Consider the following 16,747-nt stretch of genomic DNA (forward strand, 5'->3'; position numbering starts at 1 on the left):
GGGGCCCGGGGACTGGTCCCCGGCAACGGCGCCGCGCGGGGTGTGGGGCTATACCGGCTGGCGGACGTGGGCGCGGACCCAGTCGACGATCGCCGTCGTCGTCGCGCCCGGGGTGAAGATCTCGGCCACGCCCTTCTCCTTCAGCGGAGCGATGTCCGCTTCCGGGATGATACCGCCGCCGAACACCTTGATGTCCTCCGCGTCACGCTCCGCGAGGAGTTCCAGTACCCGCGCGAACAGCGTGTTGTGCGCGCCCGACAGGATGGACAGACCGATCGCGTCGGCGTCCTCCTGGATCGCGGTGTCGACGATCTGTTCGGGGGTCTGGTGGAGGCCGGTGTAGATGACCTCCATGCCCGCGTCCCGCAGGGCCCGCGCGATCACCTTGGCGCCTCGGTCGTGGCCGTCGAGGCCCGGCTTGGCCACCACCACACGGATCGGACCGGTCACACCCATCGCACTGCCTCCCGAGTGAACGAACGTTAAGTACAGCATCGCGCACACCCCCGTTTCGCGGTCAACCACGAGGGGGAAATCACACATGGGATGGCGTACCACCGCTCCGCGCCGACAGCCGCACGGCACGGAGCGGTCGGACGCCCCGGTCCCGAGACGCTAGGGGGGCCGTCTATGGGGCTGACCATGTCCGGAGCCGCGCTGCGTGCCGGCGTACTGGAAGCGATCGTGCTCGGCGGGCACATCCTGCTGTATCCCACCGGAGTCCTGCCGGAGCGACCCGCCGCCGCCACCCACGAGCGCCCGCCGGTGCTGCTGCTCCACGGGTTCACCGACAACCGCTCCGTCTTCGTCCTGCTGCGCCGCGCCCTCGGGGCCGGCGGCCGGCGGCAGGTGGAGGCGTACAACTACTCCCCCTTCACCCGCGACCTGCGCGTCACCGCCCGGCATCTCGCCCGCCGCGTCGAGGAGCTGTGCGAACGCACCGGGCAGGACCGGGTGGACCTGGTGGGGCACAGTCTCGGCGGGCTGGTCGGGCGGTACTACGTCCAGCGCCTCGGCGGCGACGCGCGCGTCCGCACGCTCGTCACGCTCGGCACCCCGCATTCCGGCACCCGCGTGGCGCCCTTCATGGACGCGCACCCCCTGGTCCGGCAGATGCGCCCGGATTCCGAGGTGCTCACCGAACTGCGCGCGCCCGCGCCGGGCTGCCGGACCCGGTGCGTGGCGTTCTGGAGCGAGTTCGACGAGCTGATGGACCCGACCGAGACGGCCCGTATCGAGCACCCGGACCTGCTCGTGGAAAACGTTCAGGTCACCGGCATCGGACATCTCGCCCTGCCCGCGCACCCCACCGTCATCGCGGCGGTCCGGCGGACGCTCGACGGACCCAGGCCGGTCGCCCTGCCGCACCCCGGCGCCGCCTCCGTCGCCTGACGGGCCGTCCCGCTTCGGCGTCGACCGCCGCGTCGACCGCCGGGTCGACCGTTGGAGCGAAAACCGACCCCACACTCGAACACTTTTCGAACTCAAGGCCAAGGGTGGGTCTTCCAGCGACCGAAAGGCGGCCGAATGCCCGGTTCCGCCGGGCACAAACCCCGCCGAAGATTGTCGTTGCGAGTAACCGCCGGGTACAGTCACGCCACTGCTCTCCTCCGAGGACCCCACATTCCTCGGCCACCCAGGCCCCCCGCTGCCGAGGCGAAAGAGAAGTTGGTGAACGACCGCCCCTCGTCGGGCCAGTACCCCGATTTTGGGTATGACGGCCTTTCCACCACCACTTTCGCTGGCGATTCAGCGTTTACGTCCTATGAAACGCAGGGCCAGGGCTACAACTACGGCGCCACCTACGGTTCTTACGACACCGGCTCGTACGACACCACGGCCTGGACCGTCCCCCAGAACGGCTACCCGCAGCAGCCCGTCGGCGGCTACGACGGCTACCTCTCGACCGTCCCCGCCCAGGGCGGCGGCTCCATGGACTACCAGTCCACCGCCTTCGGCTACGACGCCTCCGCCGAGCAGACCGGCCAATGGTCGGCCCCCGGCTACGGGGCCGAGACCGGCGCCTACGACGCCACCGCCTGGAACACTGCCTCCGAGCAGACCTACGGGTACGCCGGTTACGAGCAGCAGCAAGTCCCGGAGCCGGCGCAGGAGCAGGGCCAATCCCAGGCCCCGGCCTACGCCCAGGCCCAGGCCCACGAGCAGGCCCCCGATCAGCAGTACGCCTACGACTACGGGTACGAGACGTACGCCGCGACCTCCCCCGAGCCGGCCTACGCGGCGACCTCGCCCGAGCCGGTCTACGCGGAGACCGCCGTCGAGGCCGCCTACACCGAGACCGCCGTCTTCGAGTTCCTCCCCGCCGATGCGGCCGACGCCGCCGACGCCGCGGTCCACGAGCTCCCCACCCAGGCCATGCCCGTCACCCCGGCCGCCCCCGCCGAGCCGCGGCCCTCGCGCCGCGCCGGCTCCAAGCCGGGCTCCAAGCCCGCCGCCAAGCCCGTCGCCAAGCCCGTCGCCAAGGCGAGCACCGCCAAGGCCGGTGCAGGCAACCGCCGTCGCACCCCGGCCAAGCGTTCCGCGCTGCTGACCGTGGCCGTGCCCTCGGCCTGCGTGATGGGCGTCGCGGGTGTCGCCGCCGCCTCCGTGGGCGGGCTCACCGGTACGGAGAAGCCGTCCGAGGAGACCACGACCCTGGCCGCGCCCGACCCGGCCTCCATCAAGCCGGTCGCGGCGAACAGCAAGCTCGACACGCAGCTCACCGCCCTCAGCGCCGACGCCGGCGACTTCGCGGACCGTGCGAGCCGCACCCAGGAGCGCATCGACCTGCGCCTGCGCCAGGACGAGGAGAAGAAGCAGAAGGCGGAGGAGGCGGCGGCCAAGGAAGCGGCCCGCCCCAAGTTCGCCCTCCCCGTCGCGCGGCACGGCCTCAGCGCCGGCTTCGGCCAGGCGGGCGTCAACTGGATGTCCGTGCACACCGGCATCGACTTCCCGGTGTCCTACGGGAGTTCGGTCATGGCCGCCACCGACGGCACCGTGCGCAGCCAGTGGAACCCCGCCTACGGCAACATGGTGATACTCACCGCGCCCGACGGCACCGAGACCTGGTACTGCCACCTCAGCAGCGCCAAGATCCGCTCCGGCAAGGTCAAGGCCGGCGACGTGATCGCGTACTCCGGCAACTCCGGCAACTCCACCGGCCCGCACCTGCACTTCGAGGTACGGCCGGGCGGCGGCTCCCCGGTCGACCCGCAGTCGTGGCTGCGCGCCAAGGGCCTGAACCCGAACTAGGACCGGGCACGAACGCGGAACGGCCCGCCCCCTGAGGGGCGGGCCGTTCCGCGTTCGTGCCCGTTAGAGCTTCTGCACCGGCGCGTACCGCAGCAGGAGCCGCTTCGGCTTCTCGTCCCCGAAGTCGATGGTGGCCTGCGCGTCCGCGCCCGCACCCCTGACCTCCATGACCGTGCCCAGCCCGAACTGGTCGTGCGTGACCCGGTCCCCGACCACCAGCGCGATGACCGGCTTGTCGGCGGCCCGCCGCGTCGCGAACCCCGACGGGCCCGACTTCGTACGCGACGAGGACAGGAACGACTCCGGCGAGGTGCCGAACGAGGCCTTCGACCCGCCCGAGCCCGAAGACCCGTAACCGGAAGACCCGTAGCCCGAGCCCGAGCTCCGCATGGGGCCCGCCGGCTTCTGCGCCGCGCCCGTGCGCTTCCACTGCAGGTACTCGGCCGGGATCTCCTCCAGGAACCGCGAGGGCGGGTTGTAGGAGGGCGTGCCCCAGGCGCTGCGCATCGAGGACCGCGTCAGGTACAGCCGCTCGCGCGCCCGCGTGATGCCGACGTAGGCGAGGCGGCGCTCCTCCTCCAGTTCCTTGGTCTGGCCCAGCGCGCGCATGTGCGGGAAGACCCCGTCCTCCATGCCTGTCAGGAAGACCACCGGGAACTCGAGGCCCTTGGCGGTGTGCAGGGTCATCAGGGTGATGACCCCGTTGCCGTCGGTGTCCTCGTCCGGGATCTGGTCGGAGTCGGCGACCAGCGCTACCTGCTCCAGGAACTCGGAGAGGGTGCCGGGGCCCACCGGCGGGGCGCCGTTCTCGGCGGCCTCGGCCGCCGCCGCTTCCCGCGCCTGCTCGAATTCGAGTGCCACCGCGGCGAGTTCCTGGAGGTTCTCGATGCGCGTCTCGTCCTGCGGGTCGGTCGAGGCCTGGAGTTCGGCGAGGTAGCCCGTACGCTCCAGGACCGCTTCCAGGACCACCGCCGGGCCGGCGCCCGAGTCGACGATCGTACGGAGCTCTTCCATCAGCACGTTGAAGCGCTTGACGGCGTTGGTCGAGCGGGCGGCCATGCCGAAGGCCTCGTCGACGCGGCGCAGCGCCTGCGGGAAGGTGATCTTCTCGCGCATCGCGAGGGCGTCGATCATCGCCTCGGCACGCTCGCCGATGCCGCGCTTGGGCACGTTCAGGATCCGGCGGAGCGGGACGTTGTCCTCGGGATTCGACAGGACGCGCAGGTACGCGAGGACGTCGCGGACCTCCTTGCGCTCGTAGAACCGGACGCCGCCGACGACCTTGTAGGGCAGTCCGACGCGGATGAAGATCTCCTCGAACACGCGGGACTGCGCGTTGGTCCGGTAGAAGATCGCGACGTCGCCGGCCTTCGCGTCGCCCGCGTCCGTCAGCCGGTCGATCTCGTCGGCGATGAACTGGGCCTCGTCGTGCTCGGTGTCCGCGACGTAGCCGGTGATGACGGCGCCGCTGCCGGCCTCGGTCCACAGGTTCTTCGCGCGGCGGTTCTCGTTGCGCTCGATGACCGCGTTGGCGGCGGACAGGATCGTCTGGGTGGAGCGGTAGTTCTGCTCCAGCAGGATCGTGGTCGCGTCCGCGTAGTCCTCTTCGAACTGGAGGATGTTGCGGATGGTCGCGCCGCGGAAGGCGTAGATCGACTGGTCGGCGTCGCCCACGACGCACAGCTCGGCGGGCGGCAGGTCCGGGTAGCCGGTGCCGACCAGCTCGCGCACGAGCGTGTACTGGGCGTGGTTGGTGTCCTGGTACTCGTCGACCAGGACGTGCCGGAAGCGGCGCCGGTAGTGCTCCGCGACGTCCGGGAAGGCCTGGAGCAGGTGGACCGTGGTCATGATGATGTCGTCGAAGTCGAGGGCGTTGGCCTCGCGCAGCCGCCCCTGGTACATCGCGTACGCCTGGGCGAGGGTCTTCTCGAAACCGTCGACGGCCTGCCCGGCGAAGGCGTCCTCGTCGATGAGCTCGTTCTTCAGGTTCGAGATCTTGGCGCTGAAGGCCTTCGGCGGGAACTTCTTCGGGTCCAGGTCCAGGTCGCGGCAGACGAGCGCCATCAGGCGCTTCGAGTCGGCCGCGTCGTAGATCGAGAAGGACGAGGTGAAACCGAGCCGCTTGGACTCGCGGCGCAGGATGCGGACGCACGCGCTGTGGAAGGTGGAGACCCACATCGCGTTCGCGCGCGGGCCGACCAGGCCCTCGACGCGCTCCTTCATCTCACCGGCGGCCTTGTTGGTGAAGGTGATCGCCAGGATCTGGCCGGGGTGGACCCCGCGCGCGCCCAGCAGGTGGCCGATGCGGTGCGTCAGCACGCGCGTCTTGCCGGAGCCGGCGCCGGCCACGATGAGCAGCGGGGAGCCCGCGTGCACCACGGCGGCGCGCTGCTCCGCGTTCAGCCCCTCCAGGAGCGCCGCCGGGTCGATGACGGGCCTGGGGGCACCGTCCCGGTAGTACGCGTCCCCCGTCATGGGCGCGTCGAACCGGCCCCCGAAGAGATCGTCCGCGTCCGTCTCGGGGGCGGCGTGGTCTTCGGGCGGCGGGGGGACCTCTTCCGCGGGGGAGAGGTCGGCCAGGAAGCTGTCGTCAAAGAGGCTGCTCATCGCCTTCCGAGTTTAGGGGGCGGGACCGACACACGGTCCCGCCCCCGGAAAATTCGGCGGCATATGCCCTGCGGACCCCTCCCGCCCCCTTCCGAGGCGCCCCCTCCGCCGCTAGCGTGCTCCGCCAACCGGAAGGAGGTGCCGGCCCGTGTACACGTACGGATTCCCCTCGTCCCACCCCTCCCCCCACCACCGCAAGCCGCGCACCCGAAGACATCCGAACGCCCCCACCGCGGTCGTCACGACCGCGGCCCTGTCCTCCTTAGGCCTGCTCCTCCCCCACCAGGCCGCGGCGGCGCCCGCGCCCCGCCCCTCGGTGGAGGAGGTACGGACCCGCGTGGACGAGCTGCACCGGCAGGCGGGCACGGCCACCCAGGCCTACGACGCGGCGGCCGGGCGGACCGCGGAGCAGCGGGCCCTGCTCTCGGCGCTCATGGACCAGGTGGCCGGCACCACCCAGAAGCTGAACGAGGCCCGGCGGCTGCTCGGCAGCTACGCCGCCGACCGGTACCGCGGCGCCGGCGGCCTCGGCGGGACCGCGACCCTGCTGCTCAGCGACGATCCGCAGGCCTTCTTCGCGCAGACGCACCTGCTGAACCGGCTCGGCGGCCGCGAGGACGCACTGCTCGCCCAGTACACCCGGGCCAGGGCAGAGACGGCCGCCAAGCGCCGGGAGGCGGCCGTGGTGGTCACGGAACTGGAGCGGGCGCAGGAGGATCTGCGCGGGCGCAAGCAGGAGGTGCAGACCCGGCTCGCGGAGGCGAACACCCTGCTGGCGCGGCTCACCGCGCCGGAGCGGGCGCGGGCCCTGGCCCCCCGCGCCCCGGCCGCCCCGGGACCGCTGCCCGCGGACGCCGCCGCGTCGGCGTCCGGCGCCAAGGCGGTGGCCTTCGCCCGGGCCCAGCTGGGAAAACCGTACGTCTGGGGCGCGACGGGTCCACGCTCGTACGACTGTTCCGGGCTGACCCAGGCGGCCTGGCGGGCGGCGGGGATCACGCTCCCGCGCACCACCTGGGACCAGGTGAAGGCGGCTCCGCGGATCGGGGCGTCGGAGCTGCGCCCGGGGGACCTGGTCTTCTTCTACGCGGACATCAGCCACGTCGGGATCTACATCGGCGGCGGCCGCATGATCCACGCCCCGCGGCCGGGGACGTCCGTCCGCGAGGACTCGGTGTACTACCAGCCGATCTACGGGAGCGTCCGGCCGGGGTGAACGCGCCGGGGCGGCCGCGCTCCGGTCCGTCGGCGCCCTCGCTCCGGCCCGTCGGCTCCCGCGCTCCGGTCCGTCGGCGCCCGCGCTCCGACGCGTCGACGCCCACGGGTCAGTCCATCGGCGTCCGTTGGCCGCCCCCTCGGCGTGTCCGTCACTCAGCGCCACCGTGCGGCAGGACCTCCGGCGTGGCGCTCACCGTCCGTATCAGACGAGTTGGCGCGGCGCCCGCCAACTCACTCCCGCTGTTGTTCCGTTCGGGCCGTTCGATTCGCAGGTTCCGCCAACCGGACCTAGCGTCTAGCACATCGAGGAGCATTTCCTGCCTTTTGCGGACAAACTGTTCGAGGCTGCGCCTCGGGGACCCGGAGGATTCACCATGCGTTCCAAACGTGTCGCGTCCGTAGCCCTGCTGTCCACCGCGGCCTTCGCGCTCGCCGCGCCGATGGCCTCGGCCAATGACGGCGGGACCACGCCCAACGTCACGTCCTTCGGTTTCACCGTCTCCCCCACCACCGTCGCCGCGGGCGGCATCGTCACCCTGAACGCCACCGGGTGCCAGGAACCGCTGGTCAAGGCCTCCTCCGGGATCTTCGACGCGGTCGAGCTCAACGAGGGCAAGCCCGCCACCGCCACGGTGGACGTGGACGCCAAGCCGGGTGCCCAGTACGAGGTCACCTTCGACTGCAAGGGCGAGAAGGGCACGACCACCCTCACGGTCGCGGGCCACTCGACCGGCACGGGCACCGGCACGACCACTCCCTCCGCCCCCTCCAAGGGCGTCAAGGCCGGCCTCGGCGGCGGCGCCGCGGGCCTGAACGGCACCGAGATCGCGGCCGGTTCCGCGCTGCTGGCCGGTGCGCTCGGCGGCGGCGTGTTCCTGATGCGCCGGCGAGCGGGCGACAACGCCTGACCGCCGGCCCCCTGACCGCCGGGCCCGTCCGACCCGCCCCTGGCGGCCGGACGGGCCCGGTCCAGTACCCCCTCAGCACCACGGAAGGAGCGCGCGTCATGCCCCGCCCCCAGGAGCGTACGAAGCCTCGCGGCGGCTGGGGCGTCGTTGCCGTGGTCGCCCTCAGCGGCACCTTCCTCCTCTCCAACGGGCTCGACCTGAACGGCGGTCCGCCGCAGCCCGCGCAAGCCGCCGCGCTGGTCAGCGACCCGGCCCACGACGAGGCCGCCCGCCGCCTCCCGCCGGCCCCGCAGCCGCTGAAGCCCTCCCCGCCGACCCGGATCCGGATTCCCGCCGTACGGGTCGACGCCCCCGTCACCCGCGTCGGACTCGACTCCGAGGGCTGGGTGGACGCCCCGCCGCCGGAGGACGGGAACCTGGCCGGCTGGTACGGGGGCTCCCCCGCGCCGGGGGCCCAGGGCACGGCGGTGATCGACGGCCACGTGGACAACGAGCTGGGTCCGGCCGTCTTCTACGCGCTCGGCTCGCTCGAGCGGGGCCGGCACATCGAGGTGGACCGACAGGACGGCCGTACCGCCGTGTTCACGGTGTACGGCATCGAGGTCGTCGGCAAGAACGATTTTCCGGCGGCTCGGGTCTACGGCCCCAAGGGCGCTCCGGAGCTCCGCGTGATCACCTGCGGCGGCGGCTTCTCGAAGAAGGGGGGCTACGACGGCAACGTGGTCGTCTTCGCCCGCCTGACGGAGATCCGCGGATAGCCGCCGCCTACGCTCGTCGCCATGAACGTTCTCATCAACATCGTCCTCGGCCTGCACATCATCGGGATCGCCTCGCTCCTCGGCGGCTTCCTGACCCAGATGAAGGCGATGAGCGCCGGGACCGCCCGCTTCGTGCCCGCGATGCTGCACGGCGCGCTGACCATGCTGGTCACCGGCGTTCTGCTGGTCGGGTTCCGCGAGATGGACGGCGCCGCCGTCAACAACATCAAGATCGGCGTGAAGCTCGCGATCCTGTTCGTGATCCTGGCGATCGTCTACGTCAAGCGCGACGAGGAGCGGGTGGAGAAGGCGCTGTTCGGCGCGGTCGGCGGACTGACGGTGGTCAATATCTTCATCGCCGTTCTCTGGCGCTGACACCCCACGGCCAGAGAGTGCCGTCCGACCGGCCGACTCCGGTCACGTACGGCCACTTTCGATCATCTCGTCATCTGCCCGTTACCTTCGGGTCTAGCGTCCTCCTCCAAGCACCGATGGAGGAAGGACGTGAGGCCCTCGTGGCCAGTCATCGAAAGCCCAGGCAGCGCCCGCTCACCGGCGGCACGGCACGGAGCACCGCACGCACCACCGCCGCCACCCTCGCCCTCGCGGGCGCTGCCACCGCCACCGCGTTCGAAGGCACCTCCCACGCCGATCCGCAGCCGACGCCTTCACAGGTCAAAGCGGAGATGGACCGGCTCTACGAGGAGGCCGAGGCCGCGACGGACCAGTACAACGGGGCGAAGGAGAAGGCCGACGAGGCGCAGCGCGCGCTCGACGGGCTGCGGGACGAGACGGCCCGCAAGACCGACCGGCTCAACACGGCCCGCAGCGCGCTCGGTTCGCTGGCCGCCACCCAGTACCGCAGCGGCACCCTGGGCGCCGCCGTACAGCTGGCGATGTCCGACGATCCGCAGGAGTACCTGAACCGGGCCGCCCTCATCACCCGCGCCGGGAACCTCAACGCGGCCGAGATCTCGGCCGTGCGGCGGGGGCTCGACGAGGTCGGGCAGCTCAAGGAACAGGCCGCCGGGCGCCTCTCCGACCTGCGGGCCCGGCAGGGCGAACTCGCGGGCCACAAGGCCCGGATCGAGGAGAAGCTGACCGCCGCGCAGCGGCTGCTGGCCAAGCTGACGGCCGAGGAGCGGTCGGCCTACGAGGCCCGCTCGGCCGGCCCCGCCCCGAGCGGCCCCGCCCCCCAGGCTCCGCCGCCCTCCTGGGGGCACCTCCCAGCGGTAGCTGGGGGAGGCTCCCGCGCGGCCCGCGCGGTGGCGTTCGCGCACGGGGCGATCGGCAAGCCGTACGTGTGGGGCGCGACGGGCCCGGGTTCGTTCGACTGCTCCGGTCTGACCCAGGCGGCCTGGCGGGCGGCCGGGGTGTCGCTGCCGCGCACCACCTACACGCAGATCAACGCGGGACAGCGGATCTCCCGCGACCGGCTGGCCCCCGGCGACCTGGTGTTCTTCTACTCCGGGATCACGCACGTCGGCATGTACATCGGCAACGGCCAGATGATCCACGCCCCGCGCCCCGGCTCCACGGTCCGCGTCGCACCGATCGACTCGATGCCCTGGGCCGGAGCCTCGCGGCCCGCCTGAGCCGGACGGGGCCCGGGCGGACCCGGGGCGGACCCCGGGCGGGGCCCCGGCCCGGGTCAGATCAGCCGGCGGGCCGTCGCCCAGCGGGTCAGCTCGTGGCGGTTGGAGAGCTGGAGCTTGCGCAGCACCGCCGAGACGTGGGATTCCACCGTCTTGACCGAGATGAAGAGCTGCTTGGCGATCTCCTTGTACGCGTACCCGCGCGCGATCAGCCGCAGCACCTCGCGCTCGCGCTGGGTGAGGCGGTCCAGGTCCTCGTCGACCGGCGGGGCGTCCGTCGAGGCGAAGGCGTCGAGCACGAAGCCCGCCAGCCGCGGCGAGAACACCGCGTCCCCGTCCTGGACGCGGAAGACCGAGTCCACCAGGTCGGTCCCGGTGATCGTCTTGGTGACGTAGCCGCGGGCGCCGCCCCGGATGACCCCGATGACGTCCTCGGCGGCGTCCGACACCGACAGGGCCAGGAACCGTACCGGGTCCTCGACGGCGCCCATCAGCGGGGCGCAGCGGCGCAGCACCTCTACGCCGCCACCACCGGGCAGGTGCACGTCGAGGAGCACCACCTCGGGGCGGGTGGCGGTGATGACGGTGACGGCCTGGTCCACGTCGGCGGCCTCGCCGACGACCTCGACCCCGGTCCGCTCGGTCTCGCCGATCTCGGCCTGCACCCCGGTGCGGAACATCCGGTGGTCGTCGACGAGCACCACCCGGACCCTCCTGGTCACGCCGCCGGTGCTCGCGCTGTCCTCGGTCATGCTGCCTTCGCCGCCCTCTCCATCTCCAGCTCGACTTCCGTGCCGCCGTCGGGCGCGGACCGCAGTCGCGCGGTCCCGCCGTTGCGCTGCATCCGGCCGATGATCGATTCTCGTACGCCCATCCGGTCGTCCGGTACCGCGTCGATGTCGAAGCCGGGTCCGCGGTCCCGTACGGACACGAACACCGTCTGGCCCTCCACCTCGGCGTACACCTGGACGGGGCCGCCGTCGCCACCGTACTTGGCGGCGTTGACCATCGCCTCGCGTGCGGCCTGCATCTGTGCGGCCAGCTTCTCGTCGAGGGGGCAGTCGCCGACGACGACCACCTCGATCTGGACCCCGTGGTGGTCCTCCACCTCGGCGGCGGTCTTCTTCACGGCCTCGGCGAGCGTCGTCGGCTCCTCGCCCTCGTCCTTGCCGGTGCCCTCCGGCTTGTACAGCCAGTTGCGCAGCTCCCGCTCCTGGGCCCGGGCGAGCCGGCGCACCTCCCCGACGTCCTCGGCGTTGCGCTGGATCAGGGTGAGGGTGTGCAGCACGGAGTCGTGGACGTGGGCGGCCACCTCGGCGCGCTCCTGGGCGCGGATGCGCATCAGGCGCTCCTCGGAGAGGTCCTGGGTCATCCGGATCAGCCAGGGACCGGCGAGGAGTGCGACGCCGACGAGGACCGCAAGGGTGGCGGTCAGTACGTTGCCCAGCTGGGCGGCGGAGCCGCGGACCACGATGAAGACGGTGAGGCCCACCCCGACCAGGGCGACGCCCGCGAGTGCGCGGGCGGCCTGCAGCAGCCGGGCGTGCCGGCCGGCGGCGGCGTTCCAGTGGGCGCGGCGGGCGTTGTCGGCCTGGCGCCAGACGAGGACCACGCCGGCTCCGACGAGCAGGGTCGGCCATACGTACCGTCCGGAGCTGCCGCCGACCTGGACCTGGGAGACGAAGATGCCCGCGCCGACGCACAGGGCGATCAGCGCGATGATCTGGCCCCGCTCGGGCTTGCGCAGCCGCCGGGTGCCGTCGGGGAGGGTGTCGAAGTAGGAGCGGTGGCCGCTGCGACCGCCGACGCCGAGCGGTACGAAGACCCAGAACGCGGCATAGAGCAGCACGCCGAGGCCGTCGCCCCACATGAGCAGGCCGAGGAAGGTGAGCCGGACCCAGACGACGGGCAGGCCCAGGTGCCCGGCGAGGCCGCGCGCGACGCCGCCGAGCATCCGGCCGTCGGCGCTGCGGTAGAGCTTGCGCTGCGGCGTCTCGTCGGAGTCCGGTGCGTACGGCGGGCGGGTGGCGGCTGCTACGGGCATGTCACCGATGGTCACACGCTCGCGGTGCCCGGGGCATCAGGGTAACCCCCCAGTCCTCTCTCAGGGGTAACAACTACTGCGCTATTCATCAGTGAATCTCAGCCTCTCTCTGGATGTATCGTGGCCGTGTGAAGCTTTCCGAGTGGGCGGCGCGCAATGGCGTGCACTATCAGACCGCGTGGACGTGGGCGAAAGAGGGCCGTATGCCGGTCCCGGTCTTCCAGACGCCGTCTGGTACGTGGCTCGTCACTGAGCCCATCCCGGAAACATCCGGCCGGGTGGTGGCGTACTGCCGGGTTTCCTCTGCGGACCAGAAAGCGGATCTCGACCGGCAGGTTTCCCGTGTCGTGCAGGCCGCGACGAAGATCGGTCTGCCGGTTGCCGAGGTGGTGACCGAAGTCGGGTCCGGGCTGAACGGTCATCGCCGGAAGCTGCACCGGGTGTTGTCCGACCCGAAGGCCACAACGATCGTGGTCGAGCACCGCGACCGGCTGGCCCGGTTCGGCGTCGAACATCTCGAAGCCGTCCTGTCGGCGTCCGGGCGGCGTCTGGTGGTCCTCGAACCAGAGGAGACCACCAGCGACCTGGTACGGGACATCACCGAGGCCCTGACGTCAATGTGCGCACGCCTGTACGGGCAGCGCACGGGGAAGAACCGGGCCGCACGCGCGGTCGCCGTCGCCACCGGCGAGTCCGCCGAGTGAAGAAGTTCCAGCCGCGGCCGGATTTCGTCGTGCAGGCGTACCGGTTCGCCTTGGACCCGAACGCCGAAGGTGAGCACCAGCTGCGTTCGCATTGCGGCGCGGCTCGGGCCGCCTGCAACTGGGCGGTGACGTGGGTGTCGGCGTCGTGGTGGCAGCGCAAGGCCGAGGCGACGTACGGCATTCCCGAGGAGGAGCTGACGGATTGGCGGCCGTGGTCGCTGCCCTCGCTTCGCAAGGCATTCAACGAGGTGAAGAAGACGGACCCGCGTTTCGCCTCGTGGTGGGAGGAGAACTCCAAGGAGGCGTACAACACCGGTCTGGCCAATGCAGCGGCGGCGTTCGACAACTACTCCAAGTCCAAGCGCGGCAAGCGCAAGGGCAAACGGGTGGGGATGCCCCAGAGGAAGTCCAAGCACCGTGCGCGTCTGGCGTGCAGGTTCACCACCGGCACCATCCGCGTCGAAACCGACCGCCGGCATGTGACGCTGCCCCGGCTGGGCACGGTCCGCACCCATGAGTCCACGCGGAAGCTTGAGCGCCGTATCGCGAACGGAACGGCCCGCATCCTGTCCGCGACCGTCCGCTTCGAACGGGGCCGCTGGTTCGTCTCCTTCCAGGTCGAGATCAAACGCGAGATCGCCCGCGTCGCGCGCCCGGATGTCGCGGTGGGTGTGGACCTGGGCGTGAAAGTCCTTGCGGTTCTCGCGGACTCGCTGGGCGAGATCCGGTACGTCCCCAACCCGAAGCACTACGACGAGGCGATGGGAACGCTCAAGCGGCTGTCCCGCCGTGTCTCCCGCCGGCAGGGTCCGGACCGGCGCACCGGACAGAAACCGTCCCGCCGCTGGTTGAAGGCCAACGAGCAACGCAACCGGGTGCATCACCGCGTGGCGAACCTCCGCGCTGATGCCCTGCACAAGCTGACCACCACGATCCGCGCCGAGTACGGCACCGTCGTGGTCGAAGATTTGAACGTCGCCGGAATGCTGCAGAACCGGCGCCTGGCCCGCAAGATCGCTGACGCCGGGTTCGGGGAGATCCGGCGTCAGCTCACCTATAAGGGCCAGCGCAACGGATGCCGCACGGTGGTCGCAAACCGCTGGTACCCGTCTTCGAAAACCTGCTCGGACTGCGGCGCGGTGAAAGCCAAACTGCCATTGCACGCCCGAGTCTTCGCCTGCGACGAATGCCCCCTGGTCATGGACCGGGACGAGAACGCCGCACGTAACCTCGCCGCCCTCGCGGCCAACTGCATGACAGGTACCGGAGTGGCCGGAGACCTGGGCGCGCAAGCGCCGAAACCTCGTGGAGCCGACCAGAAGACCCGCGCCACCACCCGCAGCCACAAGGCCGTGGGTGGGCGGGCAGGTGGCGCAACCCCGCACCAGCGGACGGAAACGAGAGATCGTCATCAGGACACCGAAGCCCTCACGCTGTGGTGACACCGTTACGAACCTTCCTGGCCGAAAGACCGGGATTGCCGAGATCCCTTAAGGATCAGAGCAACGGATATCAGGGTTGCGCCAGGGTAGATCCGGATGCCCGCGGCGGCGGCGGACCGTCACCATGTACGCATGACCGAAGTACACGATTCCCCGCCGCCGGACGCAGGAGCCGGCAGGAGTGCGGCCGGCCCGAGCGCCGGCTCCGCTTCGCCGCTCGCCGAGCGCCCTCCCCTGCGCCGCGGCAAGCGGGACAAGGTGCTCGCGGGCGTGTGCGGCGGCCTGGGCCGGTACTTCGACCTCGACCCGGTGATCTTCCGGATCGTGCTCGGCGTCCTCGCCGTCACCGGCGGCGTCGGTCTGATCTTCTACGGCTTCGCGTGGCTGCTGCTGCCCCAGGAGGGCGACGAGGACAGCGAGGCGAAGAAGCTGCTGACCGGCCGGGTCGAGGGCTCGACGCTGGCGGCGGTCTTCGCTGCGCTGGTGGGCTGCGCCCTGTTCCTGTCGATGCTGGACAACGGCGGGCTGGCGGTCTTCTCCGTCCTGGCCGTCCTGGCACTGGGCGCCGCCGCGTACTGGTCGCAGCGGCGGCGGAGCGGTCCCGGCGGACGGCTCCAGCCGGGAGAGGACGAGAAGCCCGCGCCGGGCGCCGAGTTCGTGTACCCGGCGGCCACCCGCACCGGGCACCGCACCGCGCACAGCCCGGCGCCGCCCGAGACCCAGGCGCCGCCCGCGCCCGGCGGCCCGTCCTGGTGGCGGGATCCGCTGGTCAAGGACGGCACCACGGGGCCGGTCGGCTCCACCGGGTACCTGTGGGGCCCCGAGGACTCGGTCGAGGTCATCCCCGGCAGCGGCCCGGCCACGGCTCCGCCGTCCGGGGAGCGCGTCCCCTGGGAGCCCCGCGGCGGCATCGGCGGCCGGGTGTTCGTACTGGCCGCGCTGGCCGGGAGCATCGCCACCGCCGCGGTCTGGGAGGGCAGCACCCTGAGCCACGCCCTGCAGGTCGGCTTCGCCGCCGCCCTCGCCGTCTTCGGCCTCGGGCTCGCGGTGAGTTCGCTCAAGGGCCGCACCGGCTTCGGCACCGTGCTGCTCTCGATGATCACGGCCGTCCTGCTGGCCGGGTCGGTCGCGCTGCCCAAGGACATCAGTACGGACTGGCGCGTCGTGGACTGGCATCCGACCGCGGTGGCCGAGGTGGCGCCGGTGTACGAGGCGGGTACCGGGCTCGCCACCTTGGACCTCAGCCACGTGGACGTGCCCAAGGGCACCACCGTGCCCGTCCGCGCCTCCATCGACGCGGGCCGGCTGCGGGTGATCCTGCCGAGGGAGGTCACCGCGAAGACGGTGGCGACGATCAGGCTGGGCGACATCCAGATGCCCGGCGACACCGGCGAGGACGTACGGATACGCAACCGCACCGAGACCCGGACGGCAACCCTGCCCCCCACCTCGGGCACGACGGCCGGCGGCACGATCGAATTGCACCTCAGCGCGGGTGTGGGACAGGTGGAGGTGGCCCGTGCGGCGTCATGAGTTCCAGCCGGGACGGCTGATCGCGGGACTGGTCCTGATGGCGGCCGGGGTGCTCTATCTCCTCGGCGCGGCGGGCGAGGCCGATCCCCCCTGGTTCTTCGTCCTCATGATGACCGCGGGCGGTCTCGCCTTCGCCGCCGTCGCCGGCCTGGTGACCTACGCCGTGCGCCGCGACCGGCGCGAGCGGATCAGCGAGTCCAGCGAGAGGTAGGGGGCCCCGGCGAGGACCAGCGGGGTCCAGGCCATCAGGTAGATCAGGTCGTTGCCGTAGTAGTACGGGGTCACCGCCCAGGACACGGTGAGCCACAGGCTGAGCGAGATCAGGGCGCCGCCGACGGAGGCGATCCGGGTCAGCAGGCCGGCCAGGACCCCCAGGCCGACCAGGATTTCGCCGATGGCCAGGGCGACGGCGAAGCCGACGGGCGCCTTCAGGGCCAGGTCCACCAGGGCCGGGACCGCCGAGGTGTCGCGCACCCCGCGCATCAGCTCGCCGATGGAGCCGCTGCCCGTGGCGGACAGGAACGCGGAGTCGGTCAGCTTGTCCAGGCCGGCGTAGACGAAGGTCACGCCGAGGAAGATGCGCAGGGGCAGGAGCGCGTGGCGGGCGGCGAGCTCGCGCAGGCCGCTCGGTCCGGTAGGAGCGTCAGGGGCGCCGGAGGGGACGTCAGTTCGGGTCACGCGCTATGTGT

General features: G+C 71.7%; 16 protein-coding genes. 11 read left to right on the plus strand and 5 right to left on the minus strand.

The window, feature by feature from the left end; translation table 11 throughout:
* Positions 1–48 precede the first annotated feature (48 nt).
* Positions 49–456 (minus strand): coenzyme B12-dependent isobutyryl CoA mutase small subunit, encoded by a 408-nt coding sequence (locus AC061S_RS30080; protein ID WP_266905332.1) that lies wholly within the window; start codon positions 454–456, stop codon positions 49–51.
* A 186-nt stretch (positions 457–642) separates the two neighbouring features.
* On the opposite strand from AC061S_RS30080, the gene AC061S_RS30085 reads away from it, so the two are divergent.
* Positions 643–1,392: an esterase/lipase family protein gene (locus AC061S_RS30085; protein ID WP_478689041.1), complete on the plus strand. Its 750-nt coding sequence runs from the start codon at positions 643–645 to the stop codon at positions 1,390–1,392.
* Positions 1,393–1,668: 276 nt separating this feature from the next.
* Positions 1,669–3,252, plus strand: a complete 1,584-nt coding sequence (locus AC061S_RS30090) for a M23 family metallopeptidase (protein WP_478689042.1) — start codon at positions 1,669–1,671, stop codon at positions 3,250–3,252.
* Positions 3,253–3,315: 63 nt separating this feature from the next.
* On the opposite strand, the gene pcrA is transcribed toward AC061S_RS30090, so the two are convergent.
* Positions 3,316–5,859 carry a DNA helicase PcrA gene (gene pcrA, locus AC061S_RS30095; protein WP_478689043.1) on the minus strand — a complete coding sequence of 848 codons (2,544 nt, stop codon included), beginning with the start codon at positions 5,857–5,859 and terminating at the stop codon, positions 3,316–3,318.
* Between the two features lie 148 nt (positions 5,860–6,007).
* Between pcrA and AC061S_RS30100 the strand changes: the two genes are divergently transcribed.
* The 5 genes from AC061S_RS30100 to AC061S_RS30120 all read left to right on the plus strand — a co-directional run bounded on the left by AC061S_RS30100 (position 6,008) and on the right by AC061S_RS30120 (position 10,335).
* Entirely contained in the window at positions 6,008–7,072 is a 1,065-nt protein-coding gene (locus tag AC061S_RS30100) for a C40 family peptidase (RefSeq protein ID WP_478689044.1), read from the plus strand.
* A gap of 376 nt (positions 7,073–7,448) precedes the next feature.
* Entirely contained in the window at positions 7,449–7,982 is a 534-nt protein-coding gene (locus AC061S_RS30105; protein WP_478689045.1) for a hypothetical protein, read from the plus strand.
* A gap of 98 nt (positions 7,983–8,080) precedes the next feature.
* Entirely contained in the window at positions 8,081–8,740 is a 660-nt protein-coding gene (locus AC061S_RS30110; RefSeq protein ID WP_478689046.1) for a class F sortase, read from the plus strand.
* 21 nt (positions 8,741–8,761) lie between these two features.
* Complete coding sequence (locus tag AC061S_RS30115; RefSeq protein WP_478689047.1) at positions 8,762–9,115, plus strand: hypothetical protein; 354 nt, start codon at positions 8,762–8,764, stop codon at positions 9,113–9,115.
* Between the two features lie 140 nt (positions 9,116–9,255).
* A complete protein-coding gene (locus tag AC061S_RS30120) occupies positions 9,256–10,335 on the plus strand; it encodes a C40 family peptidase (RefSeq protein ID WP_478689048.1) in 1,080 nt (359 codons plus the stop codon).
* A 56-nt stretch (positions 10,336–10,391) separates the two neighbouring features.
* On the opposite strand, the gene AC061S_RS30125 is transcribed toward AC061S_RS30120, so the two are convergent.
* Together AC061S_RS30125 and AC061S_RS30130 are read right to left on the minus strand one after the other, a co-directional pair.
* The gene (locus AC061S_RS30125; RefSeq protein WP_243333471.1) at positions 10,392–11,087 is read right to left on the minus strand and encodes a LuxR C-terminal-related transcriptional regulator; all 696 of its coding nucleotides are present in this window, start codon (positions 11,085–11,087) and stop codon (positions 10,392–10,394) included.
* A complete protein-coding gene (locus tag AC061S_RS30130; protein WP_478689049.1) occupies positions 11,084–12,379 on the minus strand; it encodes a PspC domain-containing protein in 1,296 nt (431 codons plus the stop codon). Before AC061S_RS30130 ends, AC061S_RS30125 begins: the two co-directional genes overlap by 4 nt.
* Positions 12,380–12,507: 128 nt before the next feature.
* Here AC061S_RS30130 and AC061S_RS30135 point away from each other — a divergent pair, with 128 nt between their 5' ends.
* The 4 genes from AC061S_RS30135 (at position 12,508) to AC061S_RS30150 (ending at position 16,269) form a co-directional block, all read left to right on the plus strand.
* Complete coding sequence (locus AC061S_RS30135; protein WP_478689050.1) at positions 12,508–13,083, plus strand: IS607 family transposase; 576 nt, start codon at positions 12,508–12,510, stop codon at positions 13,081–13,083.
* The gene (tnpB, locus tag AC061S_RS30140) at positions 13,080–14,525 is read left to right on the plus strand and encodes an IS607 family element RNA-guided endonuclease TnpB (RefSeq protein WP_478689051.1); all 1,446 of its coding nucleotides are present in this window, start codon (positions 13,080–13,082) and stop codon (positions 14,523–14,525) included. Before AC061S_RS30135 ends, tnpB begins: the two co-directional genes overlap by 4 nt.
* Before the next feature lie 132 nt (positions 14,526–14,657).
* Positions 14,658–16,058, plus strand: coding sequence for a PspC domain-containing protein (locus tag AC061S_RS30145; protein WP_478689052.1), 1,401 nt, complete (start codon positions 14,658–14,660; stop codon positions 16,056–16,058).
* The gene (locus AC061S_RS30150) at positions 16,045–16,269 is read left to right on the plus strand and encodes a hypothetical protein (protein ID WP_266905352.1); all 225 of its coding nucleotides are present in this window, start codon (positions 16,045–16,047) and stop codon (positions 16,267–16,269) included. The genes AC061S_RS30145 and AC061S_RS30150 overlap by 14 nt, the downstream gene beginning before the upstream one ends.
* Here the strand turns inward: AC061S_RS30150 and AC061S_RS30155 are convergent.
* Positions 16,215–16,736 carry a DoxX family protein gene (locus AC061S_RS30155; protein ID WP_478689053.1) on the minus strand — a complete coding sequence of 174 codons (522 nt, stop codon included), beginning with the start codon at positions 16,734–16,736 and terminating at the stop codon, positions 16,215–16,217. The two genes, AC061S_RS30150 and AC061S_RS30155, sit on opposite strands and share 55 nt — an antisense overlap.
* Between the last annotated feature and the right edge of the window lie 11 nt (positions 16,737–16,747).

This window comes from Streptomyces sp. CA189 (assembly GCF_056428985.1).